The 21,293-nt window shown below is 36.1% G+C and carries 19 protein-coding genes, 1 tRNA gene and 1 pseudogene; 4 read left to right on the top strand and 17 right to left on the bottom strand.

Annotation, left to right across the window (positions count from 1 at the left end):
* Positions 1-9: 9 nt before the first annotated feature.
* From D1367_RS14335 to D1367_RS14285, 11 genes are all read right to left on the bottom strand, one after another.
* Complete coding sequence (locus tag D1367_RS14335; RefSeq protein ID WP_118167042.1) at positions 10-375, bottom strand: hypothetical protein; 366 nt, start codon at positions 373-375, stop codon at positions 10-12.
* Entirely contained in the window at positions 375-647 is a 273-nt protein-coding gene (locus D1367_RS14330; protein WP_118167041.1) for a hypothetical protein, read from the bottom strand. The genes D1367_RS14335 and D1367_RS14330 overlap by 1 nt, the downstream gene beginning before the upstream one ends.
* Before the next feature lie 16 nt (positions 648-663).
* Positions 664-2,079 (bottom strand): AsmA family protein, encoded by a 1,416-nt coding sequence (locus tag D1367_RS14325; RefSeq protein ID WP_118167040.1) that lies wholly within the window; start codon positions 2,077-2,079, stop codon positions 664-666.
* Between the two features lie 84 nt (positions 2,080-2,163).
* On the bottom strand, positions 2,164-2,859 hold the full coding sequence (locus D1367_RS14320) for a hypothetical protein (protein ID WP_118167039.1): 696 nt from the start codon (positions 2,857-2,859) through the stop codon (positions 2,164-2,166).
* 22 nt (positions 2,860-2,881) lie between these two features.
* Entirely contained in the window at positions 2,882-4,639 is a 1,758-nt protein-coding gene (locus D1367_RS14315) for an autotransporter outer membrane beta-barrel domain-containing protein (protein WP_118167038.1), read from the bottom strand.
* Position 4,640: 1 nt separating this feature from the next.
* The gene (locus D1367_RS14310; RefSeq protein WP_118167037.1) at positions 4,641-5,681 is read right to left on the bottom strand and encodes a hypothetical protein; all 1,041 of its coding nucleotides are present in this window, start codon (positions 5,679-5,681) and stop codon (positions 4,641-4,643) included.
* 3 nt (positions 5,682-5,684) lie between these two features.
* Complete coding sequence (locus tag D1367_RS14305; RefSeq protein WP_118167036.1) at positions 5,685-6,335, bottom strand: hypothetical protein; 651 nt, start codon at positions 6,333-6,335, stop codon at positions 5,685-5,687.
* Positions 6,336-6,379: 44 nt separating this feature from the next.
* Positions 6,380-7,450 carry a hypothetical protein gene (locus tag D1367_RS14300; protein WP_118167035.1) on the bottom strand — a complete coding sequence of 357 codons (1,071 nt, stop codon included), beginning with the start codon at positions 7,448-7,450 and terminating at the stop codon, positions 6,380-6,382.
* 37 nt (positions 7,451-7,487) lie between these two features.
* The gene (locus D1367_RS14295; protein WP_118167034.1) at positions 7,488-7,853 is read right to left on the bottom strand and encodes a hypothetical protein; all 366 of its coding nucleotides are present in this window, start codon (positions 7,851-7,853) and stop codon (positions 7,488-7,490) included.
* Positions 7,854-7,879: 26 nt separating this feature from the next.
* Positions 7,880-8,260: a hypothetical protein gene (locus tag D1367_RS14290; RefSeq protein ID WP_118167033.1), complete on the bottom strand. Its 381-nt coding sequence runs from the start codon at positions 8,258-8,260 to the stop codon at positions 7,880-7,882.
* A gap of 86 nt (positions 8,261-8,346) precedes the next feature.
* On the bottom strand, positions 8,347-9,792 hold the full coding sequence (locus D1367_RS14285) for a hypothetical protein (protein WP_118167032.1): 1,446 nt from the start codon (positions 9,790-9,792) through the stop codon (positions 8,347-8,349).
* 1,146 nt (positions 9,793-10,938) lie between these two features.
* Here D1367_RS14285 and D1367_RS14280 point away from each other — a divergent pair.
* The 4 genes from D1367_RS14280 (at position 10,939) to D1367_RS14265 (ending at position 14,583) form a co-directional block, all read left to right on the top strand.
* Positions 10,939-11,472 (top strand): hypothetical protein, encoded by a 534-nt coding sequence (locus D1367_RS14280; protein WP_118167031.1) that lies wholly within the window; start codon positions 10,939-10,941, stop codon positions 11,470-11,472.
* Between the two features lie 532 nt (positions 11,473-12,004).
* Positions 12,005-12,211 carry a hypothetical protein gene (locus tag D1367_RS14275; protein ID WP_118167030.1) on the top strand — a complete coding sequence of 69 codons (207 nt, stop codon included), beginning with the start codon at positions 12,005-12,007 and terminating at the stop codon, positions 12,209-12,211.
* A gap of 84 nt (positions 12,212-12,295) precedes the next feature.
* Positions 12,296-13,090: a phage antirepressor KilAC domain-containing protein gene (locus tag D1367_RS14270; protein ID WP_118167029.1), complete on the top strand. Its 795-nt coding sequence runs from the start codon at positions 12,296-12,298 to the stop codon at positions 13,088-13,090.
* 65 nt (positions 13,091-13,155) lie between these two features.
* Positions 13,156-14,583 carry a hypothetical protein gene (locus D1367_RS14265; RefSeq protein WP_118167028.1) on the top strand — a complete coding sequence of 476 codons (1,428 nt, stop codon included), beginning with the start codon at positions 13,156-13,158 and terminating at the stop codon, positions 14,581-14,583.
* Positions 14,584-15,520: 937 nt separating this feature from the next.
* Here the strand turns inward: D1367_RS14265 and D1367_RS14260 are convergent.
* The 6 genes and pseudogenes from D1367_RS14260 to D1367_RS14235 all read right to left on the bottom strand — a co-directional run bounded on the left by D1367_RS14260 (position 15,521) and on the right by D1367_RS14235 (position 20,789).
* Positions 15,521-15,709 (bottom strand): hypothetical protein, encoded by a 189-nt coding sequence (locus D1367_RS14260; protein WP_118167027.1) that lies wholly within the window; start codon positions 15,707-15,709, stop codon positions 15,521-15,523.
* Between the two features lie 24 nt (positions 15,710-15,733).
* Positions 15,734-16,891 carry a tyrosine-type recombinase/integrase gene (locus D1367_RS14255; protein ID WP_118167026.1) on the bottom strand — a complete coding sequence of 386 codons (1,158 nt, stop codon included), beginning with the start codon at positions 16,889-16,891 and terminating at the stop codon, positions 15,734-15,736.
* A gap of 92 nt (positions 16,892-16,983) precedes the next feature.
* A tRNA-Met gene (locus D1367_RS14250) sits at positions 16,984-17,057 on the bottom strand.
* 164 nt (positions 17,058-17,221) lie between these two features.
* The gene (locus D1367_RS14245; protein ID WP_338042146.1) at positions 17,222-18,781 is read right to left on the bottom strand and encodes a peptidoglycan DD-metalloendopeptidase family protein; all 1,560 of its coding nucleotides are present in this window, start codon (positions 18,779-18,781) and stop codon (positions 17,222-17,224) included.
* Entirely contained in the window at positions 18,754-19,455 is a 702-nt protein-coding gene (locus D1367_RS33090) for a hypothetical protein (protein ID WP_338042145.1), read from the bottom strand. Before D1367_RS33090 ends, D1367_RS14245 begins: the two co-directional genes overlap by 28 nt.
* 873 nt (positions 19,456-20,328) lie before the next feature.
* Positions 20,329-20,789 (bottom strand): annotated as a pseudogene (locus D1367_RS14235) (tRNA (cytidine(34)-2'-O)-methyltransferase).
* Positions 20,790-21,293 lie beyond the last annotated feature (504 nt).

The following is a 21,293-nucleotide window of genomic DNA, read 5'->3' as shown; positions in this document are numbered from 1 at the left end:
ATTACACCCTTACTTATTACCTATAATAATTTTAATTTCTTTGACATCTAATTCAATTGTGTCTAATTTACTAATTATCCTATTATGCTCATTATTTGTATCAGTTTCTAAAACTATAAGGTTTTTTTTAATCTCTTCAGAGTTAGAATTAATTGCTTTAATAAAAGTTTCTTGAGTAGATAAATAAGATTCTATTTTAGGAAGTATTTTAGCAGTAAAGAATTGTGAAAATTTACTAACAGTAATAGCTACTCCTGCTCCTACTGCCATTAGAGTTATAAGAACACTTAGTGAATTACTAGTAATGGAGTCTGTGGCTATTTGATAAGCATCATCTTGTAGTCTTTGTTGAATAGATAACGTTGTGTTTTTCATTAATAATTTGGTTCTTGAGTAGTCATTTGACTTTGTAAATAAGTTTGTATAGTAAGAATTACTGACCCTACTTCTAATGAAGAATTAGCATTAATTTTTATAGGTTCAATGGCTTTAATTTCATTAATAATATTATTTTCACTATCTACCCATACTGTTTTATAATAAGCAGATATTTCTAAATTAGATAAATCACCTCTTACAATATCGGAAGAAGTTTGTATTCTCCAAATCCAATTATGTTTAGTAAATTCAATTATATTAGTATCCATTTTTTTACCTTTAAGATTACCAAGTTGTTAAAGCTGAACGTTTCCAAGTATTTGTGGCAGTACACACATACATATAATTAGCATCATATCTAATTTCCCCTAAAGTGCCTGTAGCAGTGGCACTAGCTGGTGCAGTATTGAGAGCAGATAGTCTGAATTGAGTGGTTGTCAGAGCACCACCAAAGAATCCTGCACCAGCTACACCTATTCCACCATCTAGGGTTAAAGCACCTGTGCTAATAGAATTAGAGGCAGTTGTATTTGTAATATCAACAGGTCTAGTAATACTAACTGACCCTCCAGCCGCTCTAGTTATAGTTAAAGGAGTGTCAATAGCGCTACCAGCATCATTAAAGGCTTGGATATAAAATTGACTACCAGCATTACTACCAGACTCAGCAACAGTACCTACCCCCATGTTCCATCTACTTATCCCAGCAGTTAAAAACCTTATATACCTTTGAGTTGCAGCAGCACCATTAATAAAGCAGGTAGGGTTTGATACACTATTACCGCCTATAGTTACATTTCCTCCAAAATAACCTGCCCCAGCTACACCTAATCCGCCGTCTATAGTCAAAGCTCCTGTGTCAATAGAAGTAGAAGCAGTAGTATTTGTAATACTAGTAGGTCTAGTTAGAGTCATTAACCCACCAGATTGCCTCAGGATTGTTACTGGGTTATCAATAGTAGAATTACCCGCGTCATTCCAAGCTTGTATAAAAAACTGGCTACCAGCATTACTACCAGACTCAGCAGTACTACCAGCCCCAAGTCTCCATCTATCAAGACCTGCTGTTTGAATCCTGAAAACTCTTGGCCCCCCAGCAGCTCCTGTATTAATGCAGTCGCCACCTACAACTATATTGCCACCAAAATAACCTGCCCCTGTTATACCTATTCCTCCATCAACAGTTAAAGCCCCTGTGTTAATAGAAGTAGAGGCAGTTGTATTTGTAATGTCAACAATACCAGAAGAACTTACAGTACCAGTAAAAGATGGTGAAGCTAGGTTTGCTTTTAAAGCTAAGTCAGAAGCTACAGTAGATGAATCTGCTTTACCTGCGATCGCAGTGTTAACAAAAGCAGTAGTTGCCACTTTAGTTGTGTTATCTCCAGCAGTAGGAGTAGGAGCAGATACAGTACCAGTAAAAGTTGGTGAAGCTAGGTTTGCTTTTAGATTTAAAAAAGAAGTAAAGGTATTTTGAGAAACAGCTCCTAAATTTGCTAAAGCGCCATTAATATCAGTAGCTCCTGTACCACCTTTAGCAATTGATAAAGTTCCACTTAAATCAGTTAACTGACTTGCTTCAGTAACAATTTTATTAGCGTCTATATTAATATCTGACCCATTTCTATTTAAAGTAGGTCCGCCTTTACCTATTTTAAATGAATCAATTGTTGTACCTTTTAAATCAAAATAAGAAGCCATATATTTTATTATCTTTATTTATAAAAAAGTCATTAGGATAACTTTTAATTACCCTAATGTTAATGTCATATAATAAGTTGATTATTAACCAGGATTACTATAATAAACTAGGACTCTTGCCGCTCCAGCAGTAGCCGTAGAAGCAGCATAAGTAATGATTAAAGACTCAGCAGAAGCATTAGCTATCTCACCAGGAGTAGATACATAAATGTCTTTTGCAGTTCCATATAAATCAATCAAATTACTACCTGCATATTTAGAAGTAGTACCTGAAACTCCTACTGTCATTGTAGCACTTCCAGTAGCCCAAGGAGTATCAATAATCACCTCAACTCTATGAACTACAGCATTAGCGGGTAAAGTGAACATTGATACAGAAGATGCACTATTAAAGGCTAGAGCAGTTGTATCTACTAGTTGACCATTAGTAGTACCACCACTAACAGTTGTCCAGCTTGTTACACCTGAACCATTAGTAGTAAGTACTTGAGAAGGAGAACCAGCACTGGTAGGTAGGGTTAATGTATAATCTGCAGTCTGCCCAGAAGTAGGTCTAGCTAATGTAATTTTCCAATCTGCACCTGTAGAAGCTGCATCTGAATTAATAACTAAACCTGTATCAGAAGTTGATTCATGAATAGATGCAGTTACTTTGGTAAAAGCAGAATCAGCAGAGTTTTTAACTTGTAAATCACCTGCATTATTCTTTAACCTAACCCCTGCTTTTTCAATTTGAATAGAGGGTAAAGAAGTTCCTTTTAAATCTAAAATTTGTGCCATATTATTTATTAATAATTATTTATTATTTACTTTCAATTATAATGTATCCACTACCTTGAGTTGCTCCAGCACCTGCATTTAAAAGTAAATTAATTGCAGTAGATGAAGTATACTTATAGGCAGGATTAATAGAATATTCACCTACTTGGTCAAGATAGATTTGTGTGTCATTACCTAACCTGTCTGTTTGTCCAGCATCACCAATGGAAATAGAAGCTCCTACTCCGTTAAAAGGAACTAATATTACTACAGTTACAGTTAATATAATTTCATTTACACTTGCAGTATATATCAAACGTGATGAAACATCTGTGTAAGCAAAGTTTATATCTTTTACAGGTGTACTAGATGAGCTAGCAGCCCCAATCTCCATAATAGTAAGATTAGATAGTAAAAAATCACTACCTCCTCCTGTTTGGAAAGTAACGTTAGTTCCTTGAATACTGGCAAATACAGTAAAGGTTTGTGCAGCAGTACTAGTGATAGGTACTCTAATATTAAAAGTTACAGGGTTAATCCATCTAACTTCAGCCGCTCTACCTAAAGCTTCTGTTAAAGAATAATTAGCTCCAGTAGTAACATTCTGAATACTTAATAAATTCACCCAGGTATTAGCAAAAGGTGTAGTACTTGATTTAATCATGTTTGCTACAGTACCTGTAATATATAGAAAATTAGAGGTACTAGTAGGTGTGATAGTAGCACTTAAACCAATAGAAGTAGTTGTACCAGAGCTTACAGTTACAGCAGTATTGGTAGTTCCATAAACAGCTTGAACTAATGTACCTCCACCACTAGAAGGATTAGAAGGTTGCCATCTTGCATTAGTAGTGTTGTAAGTTAATACTTGACCATTAGTAGGTGAAGCACTTGCTACATCAAAACTCTGCAATTTATTAGCATTCCACTGTGCAACTGTATTACCAACTTGGGCAGCAGTTGTATTGTGAGGGTTAGAAGTATTAGAAGTGTGAGAAGTTAATGCACTACTAGAGGCAGCTCCAAGGGCAGTGAGAGCATTAGAAGCTGAAGTAGACCCAGTTCCACCTTTAGTAATAGGAAGGGTTCCTCCTATGTTTCCTAGAGTTAGATTAGCTTCATTTATGTCTATATCTACTTCAGAGTTAGCAGCATCATCTGTAATAGAAACTTTAGCTGAACCAGCATTTAACTTTTTAAATTCAAAGTCAACTCCAGTTTTTTGTTTAAAGATTCCTACCCCAGCAATACCAACATTACTAGAAGTATTTACTTCACCTGAACCACCACCCCCTCCACTAACAGTTTCATTAACCCACTTACTTGTAGCAGTATCATATACAAGAGCTTGACCATCTAAAGGAGTGGTGATTACTACATCAGTTAGTTCAATTAAAGTATCTGGTCTAGCATTAACTAAAGTATCAACTTCAGTTTTATTATATAAATTTACTTGAGAAGGAGTTTGGTTAATCCAATTAGAAGTAGCTGTATCATAAGCTAATAAATTATTATCTAAAGGAGTTGTGATAGTGACATCATTTATATCATTTAAACTATCAATAGTGGTACCACCTCCACCCCCTGATTGAGCTAAGACATCCCAATCTAAAGCAGTTAAGCTTGGTATTTCACTTGTACTTTTATTAGCTCTATAACTAGAACCAGTGGGAGGATGGAATACTCCTTCATTTCTTCTATAAACTTTGCTTGAGTTCCAATTACCTAACCATATAACAGAGATACCATTAATTTGAGGTACTGCGTTAGAAGGAGTACTTGGGTTAATTTCAATAGCCATATTAATATCCTTTTAGTGTTCCTCTAACAAATACTTGCGTTCCATTTACAAGACCTGTTACTACTATTTTAATGATATTAGTATTGACTAGTGAGTAACTTTTAACAATAGTATTATCAGTAGTTACTGTACCAACATCTTCCCAATCAATTCCTATTAATTCTTGTAATATAAAACTAACATTATTTGTAGCAACAAGTTCAATATCTAATCTCTTATACTTCTTAACATCAACAAATCCTCCAGTGTAAGTTCCTATATTTATTAGAGTAGGAATACCAAAAGAATCATTCTCTAAATCATATTCAAATAGTGGAACAGTATCTTCTAATTCTCCTTGATAATCAACTAAGTAACTTACAGTAAATTGACCTCCTGAAGTCCATGCACCATTGGTAGCAGTCTTTTCAATAAGTGCAGCTCTATCTTCTAACTCATAAGTTCTATTAAGTTGTCTAAGTTCAATAGCAGATATTCTTTTCTGATCACCAAGTACTAAAGCTTTCTCTTCCTCTCTAGCAATTTGAGCTAACTTATTAATGTTTTCTTGGATCAGTAAAGCTATTTTATCTTCTAAACTATCCTTACAACAAGTAGTGCCACTGCTATCATTAATGACATCTAGTACATCTGATTGAGTCCAGAATTGAGAAGCACTTAAAGTTTCTAATTTATGAATAACTATATAAGCTCTTAAGTGTAGAAAATAATCTGACTGAGCTTTTTGAATTAACTTTTCATTTCTAGTAATAGAACTACCAGCAGCAGAATCATACTTTGTTACTGGGTCATTTACATAATAGTATCTAATACCTAATGAGATAAGATTCCAAGCATCAACAAAGTCAGCATCTACAGAAGTAATAGCTCCAGAACTAATGGTAGAAACTATATCAATTAACCCTTTAGCTTGTAAATCTGATACTATATACTGGGCTAAAAGGTTAGCTCTATTACCATCTACAATAGCAGAAGTAGTATCATTTAAAGCGGGTCTAACATAATTATTAAATAAATCTGTCCATGTAATAGTAAGTGCCATATTTTAAACTAACCTTGCAGGAAATCTTTTAACGTAATTAATAACAGTATTTTTAGTTAAACCTTGAACACCACTAATAGGAGAAGCAGTATAAGGTTCATAAGTCATATTAGCTAAACTAGATTGTACATTAACATTTAAAAGAGGAGTAGTAGCCTTATATTTTTGTACTAAATTAATAATAAATGTTTCTGATTCAGTATAAGAAAAGTAATCTGCAGTAGTTGTGTAAATTTTAGCACTACCTAAATGAAAACAATAACTTAATTGAAAAGGTGCTTGTCTAGCTCTAAACCAAGCAGAAGTAGGATAAGTGTTAGGGTACCAGTACTTAGGGTCTAATTGAGTTACTAATGATTCTAAATCAAAATAAGTAATATCATTTACAAGAATATTTCCATTTAAATTAGAAGTGCTGGTTAAATAACCTGGGATAAAATAACAGTTATAAACAGTACTAGGAAAAGCATTTAAAATGCATGTAGCATTATCTATATTTACTGTTACTCCTAATGAATCCCTTATTGCGTTACTATTAGCTACTACACCATCTCTTAAATCAGGAACGTAAATTAAACCAGAAAACTGACTTACTAATTCTCTTATTTGTAAATCTCTATCTAATGCTTTATATCTTTCAAAGTCAGCATACATAATTATATTAGAGGGAATTGCACCCTCTATTTTTTATTTAATTACTATACAGTAGGAGCTGTGTAGGAAGTAGCATTTAATTGAAGTACAGCAGCAGCACCGCGATGATTTGCTGCATAGCCCCAGCCCTCGCTCATGATTGTATTTTCCAAAGCAAAGGTAGACTTAACATCAGTTTGAAGTCCAGCCAAGGAAGCTACTTGAGGTTGACGGCTCAACAAAGGTGTGCGGTTAGGACCACCATCTGCACCAATTGCAACTGCATACCCAACAGGAGCAACAGGAGTTTTGATAATAGGTGTATTTGAAATGTATCCAACTAAACCTTCAAAAGGAGATAGTTGACGTTGGCGCTCACCATTAGCACTACCACTTTGAATTTCAAGGTTGCGACCAATTTGATTTTCAGCAGGTACAAATCCAGCTAGATTTTCAAAGCTATAGTCATAGTCACTTACCCAGATTTCTATTTGACGGAAACCATGATGCCTAACTTTATCAATTAGCTTGGTGCGGATTTCAGCAAGGGTAGGGCTACCAGCAGAAGCTACAGCATTGTAATGTTGTAAATCACCAGCTACAAAGTTGTAACCATTAACAGGAGGAGCAGCAACACTTACATCACTGTTATAGAAAGGAAGTGAAGTTGTTTGATATTTGTTAATAGAGTCAATAACAACACGGTTAGTATTGCTAAACAGAGCTTGACGCAAAGAAGAAAACCTAGACTTTTGGAAGCTGGTCAGTTTAGATTGAACATAAGCTGCAACTTCTTCTGAAGTCATTAATTGAACAGCTCTCTTGGTTAAGGTCAAAGCTGTGAAGAATTCAGAATAAGGAATTTCTTGTACGTAATCCCAAACTGTTGAGCTAGAAGTAGGACGTGCTGCTTCTGTAAATGATTCTAGGCCTTCTCCATCATAAAATTTAACTACTTTTTGAGGAGTAGAAACATTTTCTACCAATGAACCAAAGAAACGTGTGTTCATATCTGTGTAGAACAGCATGTCTTGGTCTAGTTCACGCAGAATACTAACAACTGAAACATTATCAACTGTTACTAGTTCAGCATCATTACTGTTTAATTCACCAAAAAAGGTCGTGGTATAAGTCATATACTTTTAAATAATTTAAATAATTTAATTAATAATATTAAAGTGAAATTTTAACTTTGTTAGCAGTAAGAGCAACACCAACTTTATTGGTTCCTGTACCAGCTACAATACCTGCTGCACCAGCAAATACGTTAGTGCCAGGTGTAAGAGCCAAGGAGGTACCTTTATTTTCAATAATGCAATTACCTTCAACTGCAACAGTTGTACCAGCTTTACGGGAATGTCTAGCTACTCCAACAGGGATAGTAGAGGCAGTGGCAAGAATAGCTAAACCACTTGAGTTAATAGAAACTACTGCACCTTCAGGAATATCTACTGCTGCAACTAAGTTAACAATAGAACCATCTAAGTTAGCAGAAGAAATGAAACGATATAGGATTGTATTGTAAGCTACATTTAACATAATTTTCTTTATAAATAATTAAGGGATTAATAACCTTTCCAGGCTTTAAGTTTACGTTCTATCTTGTCAGATTGAGAATTAACTGCAACACCAGGCTTAGGGGAAATATTACTATTAGATTTACCTGATGTCTTAGAAGTTATTCCTTGTAAAGCTGCTTGAATCTTAGGAACCAATGTGGTTTTTAAATCTGTTTCATAAGCAGTTTGTTTAGCAAGGATGTCTGACTCTATTTCTTCTTGAGTACTACCAGTAGGCTGGATTCCTAGAAGCTTTACCATTCTCTGAAAGTCAGGTTTAGTTTTAGCTATGGCTGCTTCATAATCAATAGAGGGGGCAACTACTTCTATACCTAAGTCTAATTCAGAGGAAATATTTTCTTGTGTAGTATCTTGAACTGAGTCCATACTTTAATTTAATTAATACTTAAAGTCTATTACTTGGTAACTTTAATATTTTTAAGGGAGAGAATAACTTTTAGTTGACAATCTAATTATCCTATATCAGTAATAGCTGCAATATCTGGGTTAACTTTATTTACTGAATCTACTGTATCTATCATACTAGATTTTGAGTCAGTAGTGTTAAATATTTTATTAGTAAATAAATCTCCATTATCAATATTAGGAGTGTCTAATGAATCAGATAAAGCAGCAGAGTATTGCACATTTAGAGCTTTTTCACTATCTAATTGTTCAAGTTCTTTAATAGCTTCTATTTCAGTTAAACCCTCTACTTCAATTAAGTAACGCTTCCTAGATATAAGTTTATTCTTTACCGCTTCAATTTGTAATTTTTTATCTTCTAAATTGCGTGGCAACATATCAGGTAACTCTACTCTGTAAAGAATATTTAGACCCAATTGTTCAAAGATAGAAGCAATAGCAGTAATCAAATAGTTAGCTCGACTCAATGTAGCTCTCATTAATGGTTCATAAAGAACACTGAGAGAACTTGAACTACTGGCTGACCGAGCATTTTGTAACTCAAGTACCATTACTCCTGTCAAAGAATAAATGTCTTGAAGGATAATCAACCTTTGACGTTCAAGATAAGGTGAATCAACTGGTTGCAAATAACCAATCTTAGGAGCAATACCTGACTCAGCCGCCGCATTGTTGATTGGTAAATGTAAAATACTAGCAGCATCATCTGTAAAGGCTGTCTGGAACTCAGCACTTCCAGTTGCAGTATCTATAGCTTCAGGTCTACTTGAATTGGTGCGTCCAATAATAGCAGGGGCAGAAGTACCAACTGTAAAAATTTGAGGCTTATGATGCCGACCATTTGTATTAATCCTTGCCCTCACAGCATTATATTCAAGCTGAAGGTGAACAATCTTATCAATAACTGATATAGACTCTTTACCATTTAAACCATTAACTACCCTAACTATTGGAAGTCTATCACCCATCTCAACAGGTTCACTATTTCCTACTTTCAAAAAGTATTTATACTCAGGCAAATTAAGTAAGTCTAAATCACTTTCATTTTGTGCAGGATTATTAAGTGCTAAGTAATGTTCAACCTGAACGTTCTTGTAATTATTTTGAGAGGCAATATAAAATTCCCTGTTCTCTTTCAGATAAACTACTTTCAGAGGGTCGGCTGGGTCTACTTTTACTTGAGTAATGTTTAATGAAGGTATATGCCTTAACTCTCCATTACTAATGTCAACGTAAGCTTCACCATAAAGCGGCACATCAATATAAATATCATTAAGTAAACTATAGAGTTTTAATTCACTTAACTTAGCATCTAACTGAGATTGTTGATTAGAATCAACTGCTAAAAATTTAATCTTCTTTTGAAACCCATCACCTAATAAAAATGTCCTAATCTGTTCAACTATTAACTCAACTAATTTAATAGGTAACTCTTTAGTACTAGTAGGGTTAACACCTTTAAAGGCATCTGATAATTCTTGTTTTGTTGCCATAATATAATTTTTATATATAAATCTATTGTACTATTCTAACCACTATTAAAAGTGCGCTAGGTTAAATAAATAGTAAGTAAAATTAAAAGATAGAAAGTTGAAAATGTATATCTGTATGGTTGAATTATATGGTTATCTCTACAGTGGGTAGGGACAGGTTATATATGGCGGGAGGTGTATATAAATATTTTCTATACCTGTACAGTGGAGGCATCAAGTCCTCCCCTTTTTAATGACGGTGAATCGCCTAACAGCTATCATTGCTACATTGAGTGTGTGTCGATACTTATTCTGCCCCTTGTTGGGATGTGTGCGGTATCTAGTCTACTCAATGAACTGTACTAGTATGGCCTCTTCTTAGGAAGAGTTGAACATTAAAGTATAGTTAAGCCTAAGCAGTAACTCTTATTCCTGAGGGAATGATTGTAGTTTAACTTAGCCTAACCAAGCAATGATGGAGCCTCTTAAGTAATTGAGAGGGGTGACAAGCGAAAGGTTTAGTGTGTGTAGTTATGAACGGACTGAAGTGATTCAGTTACTACTAATAACTACAAACCATATCTGTTAATCTACTAAGTGAAAGGCTCTCAGGAGTACAACTAGCTTAGTAGACTAATAGAGGTTAGTTAACTTAAACGAAAGGCTCTTATGAGTACAATTAGTTTAAGTTAGCTCATATGCACTAAACACCATTAGCTTGTAATGGCGGTACTCCCTAAGTTTACCCAGAAGAAAACGTCTCTCTAATTAATCTAAATGTCTCTCCTAAGCCTCTCACTAAAGGAGAATGTATCCAGTATCTATCTCATCTCTCAATGCTTCAGTGATGAGCTTCAGTGTCTTCTTAAGGTCACTCACTAATAGGTGAGATATCCTCTAACCCCACACCAGTAGATAGCTATCTATAGGTTTAATCAACCTGTGGTAACTCACTATAGACAGCATAAATTTCAATAGACAGCTTATAAACTGTAGACAGCAACTTTACTTAAACGCTTCAGTAGTAAGGTTAGACAGCAATTTAAATACCTTTTAAATAGAGTTGACAGCTTCCTTTATAGGTAAGCGATCGCTTCATTTAATTAACTTTATTTTAAGGTAGACAGCATCACTTCATCTCAATTAATTTAAACAATAAACTAAACAATGAACATTTACTTTCAAGAAACTTTAACAGAACTCAAATCAGAAGAATTCATTAGTGAACTTAAGGCAACAGGTAGCTTAGTGCTGAGGTTGCTTAGGCTTATCTTTCTATTACTTGGTAGCCTTGCAATCTTTATAAGGGATGTATATATCTACTTAACAAAAGCTATAGAAGAACAGCAGTTAGATAACTTATCTATAGAACAGATAGCTACAGATAACTTAAACAGTGAACTATTTATTAACTTGACATTAGATAATGAACAGGAGTTTACTTTACTTGAGCTTACTACTATTAAGGAACCTTTAATGATTACTGCACCTAAGGAGGCTACAGCACCCACAACAGATAGTGAATTAGTAGAGGCAGTTAATGTCCCTACAACAATTAAACAGAGCAGGAAAGCTCAACTAAGATTACTTAAAGCAGGTGACTTAAAACAGTTAACTAATTCTTACCTTCTCAATTATCAAAACAAATCACAGGCTATTCAAGATATCTTAAATTATGAAGCAACCTTAGAGGGCATCTAAACCTATAGGTAACTTAAATATATAGCAACCTTTAACCTATACGCACCATAGCTGTAGTTTACTATACGAAGGTTGCTACAACTTTTCTTTACTAAATGGAACTTAAATAGATTACTACTAAATTATTCTTAAACAGTTTTCTACAGTAAAAGTAAACTTAACTCAAATAATCTTGATTATTGGGCATCCTGGCTCAAAGTAGAATTTAAACTACAGGTTCCTATTAAAGGAACTTGTCCAAGTAACTATATATAAAACTTAGGGCAGGGAACTTTGGTATGGATAACTTCCTACAGTTATTAGACAATTACACTTTCTAAAGGTTATCTATTCTCTCTATTACTCTCCTCTTATGTTTCCTTATGGTTTTGGAAGGGGTGTATATATTATTAGTATTAATTGAGGCGGCTCATTTTTAGACTGCTTAATTAATAAACTTAGTAATGCCTAAATAATGCTGTTAAACAGTGGCCATTAGATAATTAATAGACTATAATAGATATATAAAGAAACAGAGTTACTATTAAATATTATGAAACTAGACAAACTTACTTCAATCAGATTATTCCAGGGTCACAATGAGAAGCTTGAGATTGTAGCTAACCATCAGGGATTAGATAAGGCTGATATTATTAGAAAGGCTGTTAATGATTACTTAGCTATCTACTATAATAATCATTCCTTTCTTCCTACTACATTAACAGAGGCGGCAGAAAATGAGGCTATCTTAGTTAACTAAGCTTCTCTATTAAACAGAAAAACCACTCTTATTAAAAGGGTGGTCTAAATTAAAACTTATATAAAATAACTATTCTTTAATTATATGTCAGATTTAAATTTAAGTGTACGTTCTCAGATTAAGAATGCAGTTGAATCAGAAGTAGAATTCTCAGTTAACTTTGATGATGCTTGGCAGTGGTTAGAATATTCTACTAAGGGTAATGCTAAGCGTGTATTAACTGATAACTTTGAAAAGACTATAGATTATTTAGTTGTTATCAATAGTGATAAAAACCTTTCAGGTGGTAGACCAACTGAAGAAATGCATTTAACAGCAGATTGCTTTAAGCAGTTAGCTATGTTAAGTGGAACTCCTAAAGGTAAAGAGGTAAGACTTTACTTTATTGCTTGTGAGAGGGAGCTGAAGGAACTCAAGTCTTTGCCTGCTAAACCTGCTGATATTGTATTCATGCTAGAAGAAGCGGCTGCGGCTATTAAAAAGGAAAGGGCACTAACTGCTGCTGCTGAAAGTAAGATAGTTGAAATGAAACCTAAAGTAGAAATGTACAATATTTTGCTAGAAGCAAATAAGGCTATTAAAATTGGTGAGTTTGCTGACCTTATTAATGTTAAGAAGCTTGGTCAAAATAATCTATTTAAGTTCTTAAGGACAGCAGGTATACTTGACCAACAAAACAAACCTTACCAAAAGTATATGCATCACTTTAATGTAGTACAAAAAGTAAATAAACATACAGGTGATGTATATTCAGTAGTATTAGTAACTCCAGGTGGTCAACAGTTCTTAGTTAAGAAGATACTTGAAGCTGGTCATACTATTAAGAGTAGTGTTGTTAATGAAATTATAGAAGCTGCGGCTGCTGATAAGGCTGCTTAGATAACAAGGAGAGGGATTACTATTTCTCTCTCCTCTAAATTTTATTTTTAAAATTAAATATTAATATGAGAAAAACAGTATCCCTAGAATTTAGAAATCTTATTAAAGATACTTTCCCAGGATTAGGTAAGAATGAATCTTATTGGAGGTTTATGAGGTATATCTTATTTGGTAGGAGGGATAAGGTTACAGGTGAGCCTGTAATTGGTCAACGAGCAGTAGCTAAAGCTGAAGGTAAACTAAATATTCTAGAAAACTCAAATGCTTATTGTGCCGCAAAGTTTTTAGAGAAGTTTCAGAATGATGTAATGTCAAAAGATACTTTCTCGTGGTCTGATTGGAGTTTAAAAGATAATGAAGCAAGAGTAGCTTCAGTAAAGTTTCCACAAAAAGTAATAGATGCTATTGAGTCAGAGAGTTATAAACTTATGCTAGAAGACAGAGTATATTTTGAGACAGGTCGTAAGTTCAGTAAGGAGCTTCAGAAAGTTGATAGGGAGCTAATTAAACAAGAAGCTTATACTTACTTTGATTTTTGTGCTCCTGAAGCTGAAGATTTATTTGAATATATGAATAACTTACCAGTTCATAACTTTTCTAAAGTAATTAATAATAACTTTGACGCTGCTTTGCTTGCTGCTTATAGGATTAAAGAACCTGAGAAAAGACGGGTTCAAGCAGAAGTACTAAACACAATTAGAGATGTGTTGCAACCTTTCTACATCCCTTCTGAAAGAGGAAATACTGTGCGTATCTTCCCCATTAATTACAGTATCGCAATGCTTCAGAAGAATTTAAGGAAGATTATTACTAAGGGGTGGTATGAATTTGATCTAGCCTCAGCCCAGCTATCTATTGCTGGTAAAACTTGGGAGATTGATGAAGTTCAAGACTTTTTAAGAAGTGGTAGAAAAATTTGGGTAGAACTTATCAATCACTATGGTATTGATGCATTAAACCTAAAAGAAAATAATGAAGAGGAGTATGATGCTATTAAAAAAGTATTGAAGGATTCTCTTTATTCATTAATGTATGGGATGACTAAAGGTAATCTTATAACTTTTCTAAATAAAGGTTTAATTAGATTTGGTATTAAAGATGGGGGTAAAAAGTTTCTTAAATATCCATTAATGGCTATTTTATTTGATGCTAGAGAAAGGAGAATGGCTGAGTTAAGTGATTGTGATTCAGTTGAGACAATCTTTAGTAAAAGATTAAATATTAAAGGTACTGGTGCTGCTAGAGAGAAATGTATAAGAGGCGTCATGGCACAGCAGGCTCAAGCAGTGGAACTTTACTTACTGTTGCCTGTGCTTGACCTTGCTAAGACAACTAAGGACTTTGTAATTACCTTATGGCAACATGATGGCTTCAGCGTCAACTTTACTGATTCATCTAAATCAGCTAGGTGGGTCAATAAAATCAATCAAGTGGTTGCTGATAGAGCTAATCAGCTAGGTATTATAACCAAGCTTGAGGGTGGGTTGCTTTAAAGCTGAAGTTTGCTTGACAGTCCCTGCGGGACATTTGAGAGGGAAGGATAACTTAATCTGACCCTCTTTTTTAATGGGCGGCATTTAGGGAAATTAAATGAATTAAATTGCTTAAGTAATCTTCAGTATAAATTTGCTTAAGTAATCTATAAATTAAGTAAACTAAAATAGTTTTATTTACATTAGGTTGGGCGTTTCCCTTCTTTCTTTTCCTCTTTTCCTCTTTTCCTTTTCTCTTTCTCTTTCTCTAGCTCAGCCTTCTTAGATACCTATATATATTACTATAGTCAACCCCTAAAACTATTATCTAGTAAAGGTTACAGCCATTTTGCTATCTAAATAGAAATTTGAAAAAACCCCCAGATTTTAGTAAAATGAGCTGAGGCTTTTGTCTCAGGCTCCTACATTAAGCGATCGCACCCAAGGAAAATTAATTAATATCTAAAGCTAGGGGTTGGGCACTCAGAATAGCCGCAAGGTCCTACTCTACTAGGTGACTCATATTGATAAGTCCTATTAGGTTGATAATTACCTCTAATACAGGATTTAACCCCCATCATTATTAATAATGTAAGAATACCCCCAGCTATTTGACTACCTGAATTATTATTACTACTCATATAGCCTACTTGAAAATATTTCAGAACTTCTATCTCAAGATACTATATATAATAGCTACCTCATCAGAGAAGAAACACTGAATTTATATTACAAGTATTTATGCTCACTGAATTTTAAGATACCAAGTGAGTTGTGATTTAAATCACACCATGAAAGGAAATAGCTCCTACTATGTGCTTGTACTTTCATAACTGACATGTCATATCCTTTTCAATCATCAACTGATAATTCGTATCTCTTCGACTCACAAGGTAACTTAGATTGGAGTAAAGTTAACAAGTATATAGGCAACCTTTAATTTGTTGAAAGTAGTCCCCTAAACTTCCTCTTCACCTTCTATAGTCTCTTTATTAATTTCATCTTTCTCAGTAATAAAATGGATGCTTTCCCAAATTATGTTATCCATTCTTCGTAGAATCTTCCCATCAGCAAAACGAACTTCACATCCATCCCACATTCCACTTAGTAGCTCCAAGTAGTGTTTAAGCATATCAAGGTCTCTCATCGCAACTCCTTGTTTGATTTATATTTAAAAGATTTCTGGTACTTCAAGCTGTTTGATTATCCCTGAATAATGTTTGTATATTACTTCAGGAGAATTACCCACCCATGCTGCTATTTGTTTAACACTAATACCTGCCTCCAGAGATAGGGTAATAAAAGTATGGCGGCAGTTATATTGAGGCAGGTAATACCTGATTAGAGCATCATTCACTAATTTAGTTAATATAGGTTTCCACACTCTATTTAGAAAATTATGAGTATTTAGCTCTCTACCATTGCGGTTACAAAATAGTAATTTATCAGCTTCCCCATACCCAATATTATTCAAAAGCTCTCTCAATTGATTATTGATAGGGAATAATCTAATTTGATGAGTTTTTGTATCTTTCCTAATTCTGACATCAGAAGGTACCGCTTCTGCAAAAGTAATGTGTGTAGGAGCAATATGTTTCCACTTCAATGCCACAGCTTCTTCAGGTCTACAGCCTGAAAGAAATAATAGGCGAACATAATTGGCATAGTAGGAATGAGGCAGTGGTGAATATTTCGGACAATACTTGTTACTATCAAAAGCGTCAACAATAATACTTATTTCCTCTCTAGTAAAAGTAAGTATAGTGTTATCTTTTCTTTTGGTCTTAATACCTTTAGCTAAATCATGAAAAGAATTAACTTCTATTAACTTAGATAGAACAGCCCAATTACAGCAAGCATTCATTTGTTTAAGAGTGCGCTTGGCTGTTTCAGCAGAATAAGTACTCAGTAAATGATTCCTTACCATCACTGCTTGATTAGCATCATTAGTAGGTAATGCTCTGATGCGCTTCTCTATTAATGAGTAGTCACGGACAAGAGTTGATTCCTGTACTTGACCACTTTTAAACTGAGTATACTTTTCCCATAACTCAAGTAGGCTGTATACCTTTTGTTTCTTAGGGGTAGCGGTGTGGTCAGCTTTGTATTTGGCAAGGGTAGGGTCAAAATAACCAGCTAGGATATCTAACTCTATCTGCCTTACTTTTATCTCAGCAGCCACTCTGTTCTCTGGAGTGTCAACCAAATTCAGAGATAAGTATTTCTGATTGCCATTAAATAAAGCTCTAGGAAATCTTAATCTGATATAACCTTTAGATACTTCAATACCAACTTTCATGGTAATCCTTTGACTATTTTGGATAGTCATTGGATAGTCAAAAGGGAGTTAAAACAAAGATTCAGCTTCCATGACTACCAATGTGTAGAAGCTGAAACCCTTATGTAGTCTTAATTTTAAAATGGCTCAGGTTGGAATTGAACCAACGACCTCAGGCTTATGAGTCCCGCGCTCTAACCAACTGAGCTACTGAGCCATATATATTCAAATCATAAACTAGTATAGCATACAAATTTGCTCAAGACTAGCCTTTTTGCAAATTTCTTACAGCTTTCATCTCTGTTGAGGCAATAGAAAGCAAAAGAGGGAGGTAAACTCCCTCAACTAACAAGGCAATGATTTCGTTACAGATAGCCTGTTTTACACGCGTTGCGGTAGGAAGGCTATTGGATTAACAGCACCTTTACCTCCTGGATGGATTTCAAAGTGGGTGTGTGGCCCAGTACTGTGACCAGTGCTACCCATTAAAGCAATTGTTTCTCCTTGATTCACCTGCTGACCAGGTTGTACCAGAATTTTGCTGTTATGAGCATAACGAGTCGTGCTGCCATCAGGATGGCGGATTTGAACCAGGTTGCCGTAGCCACCGTTGTTCCAGCCAGCTTTTTCTATCGTCCCCTCAGCTGAAGCAACAATTGGTGTGCCAGTGGAGTTAGCAATATCAATTCCCTTGTGCGGTCTTCCCCAACGCATACCAAAGCCAGAGGTGAGAGTGCCCTTTGCTGGCCAGGTGTAAGCTAAGGTTGAACTAGATGGAGGAGGCGTTAGTTCGTCAATGGGTCTGGGCAGATATTGATCGACTGCTGCCAAAGGTGGCATCACCTGTGGAGTAACTGTCCTTCCTCGCATCATTCCTAATGAGTCAGAAGCATTTACTCTTCCAGAAGGTGTTGCAACCTTTACGGCTGCTGGAGTGCCAGAGGGAGTCCACTTACTAGGAGAACCTAGATTAGGCAAGAACTCTGGGTTTACTGCCTCGCTAGGGCGTACAGAAGTACGGAATTGGGGCTTAATTGGCTGAACGCTATAGTTACTCCGAATTGGTGTAGGAACTGGAATTTGGATTGCTACACTATTGGGTTGAGCCGCATTGGGTACAGTGAAATTATTGGGGGTAGAAACAGGAGTGATCATCGCAGCATTATTAGTTTCGGAAGCTGCTGCTGACACAACTGAGTTCCCAGACTGTTGAGTGCGATATTTCTGCTGTAACCTCTGAATTTCCGCTTGTAAGCTCCGCAAACGGTCATTATTGTTATTGTTTACCCTTGCTACCCTATTTGTTGGTGGTTTAAACTTTTGTATTTCGGCAAAAGTTTGTGGCACTTGATTTTCACCACCGACGCCATAAGAAGTAGCAGGAGTGGGGGCTGTTTCTAAGTCGGTTGCACTATTTGCCTGAATCTGAACAGTTACCGGTGTAGGGACGGTAATGTTACTGTTGTCGGCAATAGTTGGTGATTGTGAACTAGGTAGATATGAGTTGGCGCTACCAATGTTTATAGGGGAGTTGGCAACATGAGGAGTTTTGCTGGACTCTACAAAAGTAGTACTCGCTACAGTGGGGTTATTTGCTACAGTGGGGTTACTTGCTACAGTTGCCTCAATATGAACAGCAGGAATAATTAGTTGTTGACTAATTTTCAGTTCATTTGGATTATTGAGGTTATTTGCCTTGACTAGTTCTGATACGGAAGTGTTATATCTGCTGGCGATCGCTGCTAGTGTATCTCCAGGCTTAACTTCGTAGGCTGTTCGAGTCGAGGAGGCAATAACTGTTGGTTTCGCTGGTGTCTGTGCAGTTGTCTGTGTCTTCTGTTTTAACTTCGATATCAACTTCGCTTTGCTTGCATCGTCAGAAGTGTCCGACTGGGCTAATACAGTTTTCTCAACTACAGTCGTTGGCTGTGCCAACCCCATATCAGCTTGTGATAATTTTTAGTCTCCCCAGACTGCAACTGTGCCAGACTATTTCTTAAACGGTTCGATTTTTCTTGTAAGCGATTCAGTGCGAACTCTTGTTGCGCCTTAAGTTGTGCATTTATTTCGCTGTTAGCTGCGGTTGAGGTTGCCACTGTTTGTGGCTGGGCAGTTAGTGATGCATTTCCAATACCAACACTATCAGCACTAGACTCAGACAGATTATTGACTGTTGGGAAACTAGTTTCAGCTAAGGTATTGTTTAATCCCTGTGCCACTTGGGGCTTCAGGTAGGTAGAATTTTTATAAAATGCTGTTCCTGGGGAAAACCTTTCTGATGGAGGAACTTGCAAAGACATTCCATTTGCCGCGACTTGCCATTTAGCTTCAAGCCCGGGCACTTGTGAGACTGCCGTTGGTTCCACAATAACAGGATTTTCCGGCACGCTCGCTGATGAGACTGCTTGGGACTCCAGCTTTGTGGAGGCAAATTTCACCTCAGTGTCAGGAACAGCAGGAATCGTTGAAGTTGCCTTTTGGCTACCTACAGGCACTGCTGCTTGGGCTTGATCGCTTTGTCGAGTCACCAAAAGGCTGGTTGCTCCCATAGAGATTGCCAAGCCAATCATGGCGGCTTTTGTCCGCACCCGGCGGTTAACTTTTGGATTTGTCACATTAGCAGTTCTACCGGGGCTTCATCGCTGCTGGGGTTATTGTTCAACACAGCTTTTACTCTCTTTTTCAATGCTCGTTTCAAAGACGACCTCCTATGATCACTAGCGCTTAACTGACCTCGATTTTTCAGTTGGATACTAGTCAATGATTTAGATCACAACGAATGATAGATCGAGATCACATTCACCAGAGATGCTTACGCAAGATTAACCTGCTTCTCTGATTTAAACAAGTTCACACGTATTAGCAAAATTTAAGTTTTGCTGTGTTTACTTGTCCGAACCACTCCTTACACCACTTAGGACGTTTTACTTTTTACCATTGTCCGCGCTTGTCTTGCGTCAATCGCGGGGACTGGACAAACTATTTGCCAAGTCCATAGTCGCTGCCGAGAATTTAATTGCTGCGACTTCTGGAAAAGTGATGCCCCCCACTGTAGATATCTTCAAGATATTTCTACCCAATCAGTCTTCTCAACACGAGACTTTACGTTGATTATTCCCTAAAAAACAACCGTATGATCTATCGGCTACTTTGGGGCTACTTTCTAGCGTTGCTCGAACTAAAACGGCTTAAATGCCCAATTTGACTGGGTTTTAGCCCTTTTATTCCCAATTTAGGATCTTTCAGATTCATCAAAATCTATCATTCAAATTTGGCAATATCCCAAGTTTTATATACAAATTTCTTATAATAACCTTCGTATCCTTGTAAGTATCTTCCACTACAATTTCGGAAAAAAACCATTTTAGGTATCTTGTTTTACATATTATTGCAGTAATCAAGAAAATCTTTGCTGCCACAAATCGTTTGTATAATAGATATTTAGGAATTTTATAAGTATATTTACTTATGGCTATGAAGGTAAACAACTATTCTAAATAGCCTAACTGACGACGGGTTTCAAATAAGCTAATTGCCACACTCACTGAAAGATTCAAGCTGCGAACCCCCGGTTGGCTCATGGGAATATACAGAGTAGCATCGCAATCTGACAAAATTGCCGGTGGTAAGCCCGTAGTTTCACTACCAAACAGCAGCCAATCATCAGGTTGAAACTGAAAGCTGACGTAATTACTATTTCCACCGACAGTAAACCTAACCATCTGCCTCCACGCTGCTGATGTACGGTTTTAAAGGCTTCTAGCGATTCGTGATAGTGCAGCTTGACGTAAGGCCAGTAATCCAAGCCTGCTCTTTTGAGGTAGCGATCGCTAATTTCAAATCCCAAAGGCCCCACCAAATGCAACTCTGTACCCGTAGCGGCACAAGTACGGGCAATATTGCCTGTATTAGGAGGGATTTGGGGGTAAACTAAAACTACCTGAGGCATTATCCGTATAATCTACGTATTGTATAAAACAATTTCTTGTCCATGTTAAATCTACCAAAGGGTAGAGGCTATTCATAGGTTTTGTTAATAATAATCAAGTATCCTCCATCGATTAGATTTTTAAAACGAAGCATAAACCCTCCCAGAGCAATGCCTGAGAGGATATTTAGCTATAATCGATAAATATTAAGTTTTATTTACAAAAACTAAGTGTTTGTGTCTTTTAAGGCTGGTGTCTCCCAGAAAATCTATCATTTATGTGAAGACGGGAATGGGGAGTGGGGAGTGGGGGCAATACGGTTCAGATAAGGTTTTTTAATGACACGCCGCTAATGGCAAAGCAAAGACGCGATAAATCGCCGTCTCTACAAAGGACTGATTATTGTAGAGACGGCGATTCATCGCGTCTCTTGCCTTAACCAAACCCTATTGGGAGTGAGGGGACAAGGGGATAAACAAAGTGTTTTCCCAGTGCCCCCCCAATGCCCAATGCCCAATGCCCAA

The sequence above is a fragment of the Nostoc sphaeroides genome, from assembly GCF_003443655.1.
Taxonomy (GTDB): Bacteria; Cyanobacteriota; Cyanobacteriia; order Cyanobacteriales; family Nostocaceae; genus Nostoc; species Nostoc sphaeroides.
This window is presented reverse-complemented; position numbering and strand designations above follow the sequence as displayed.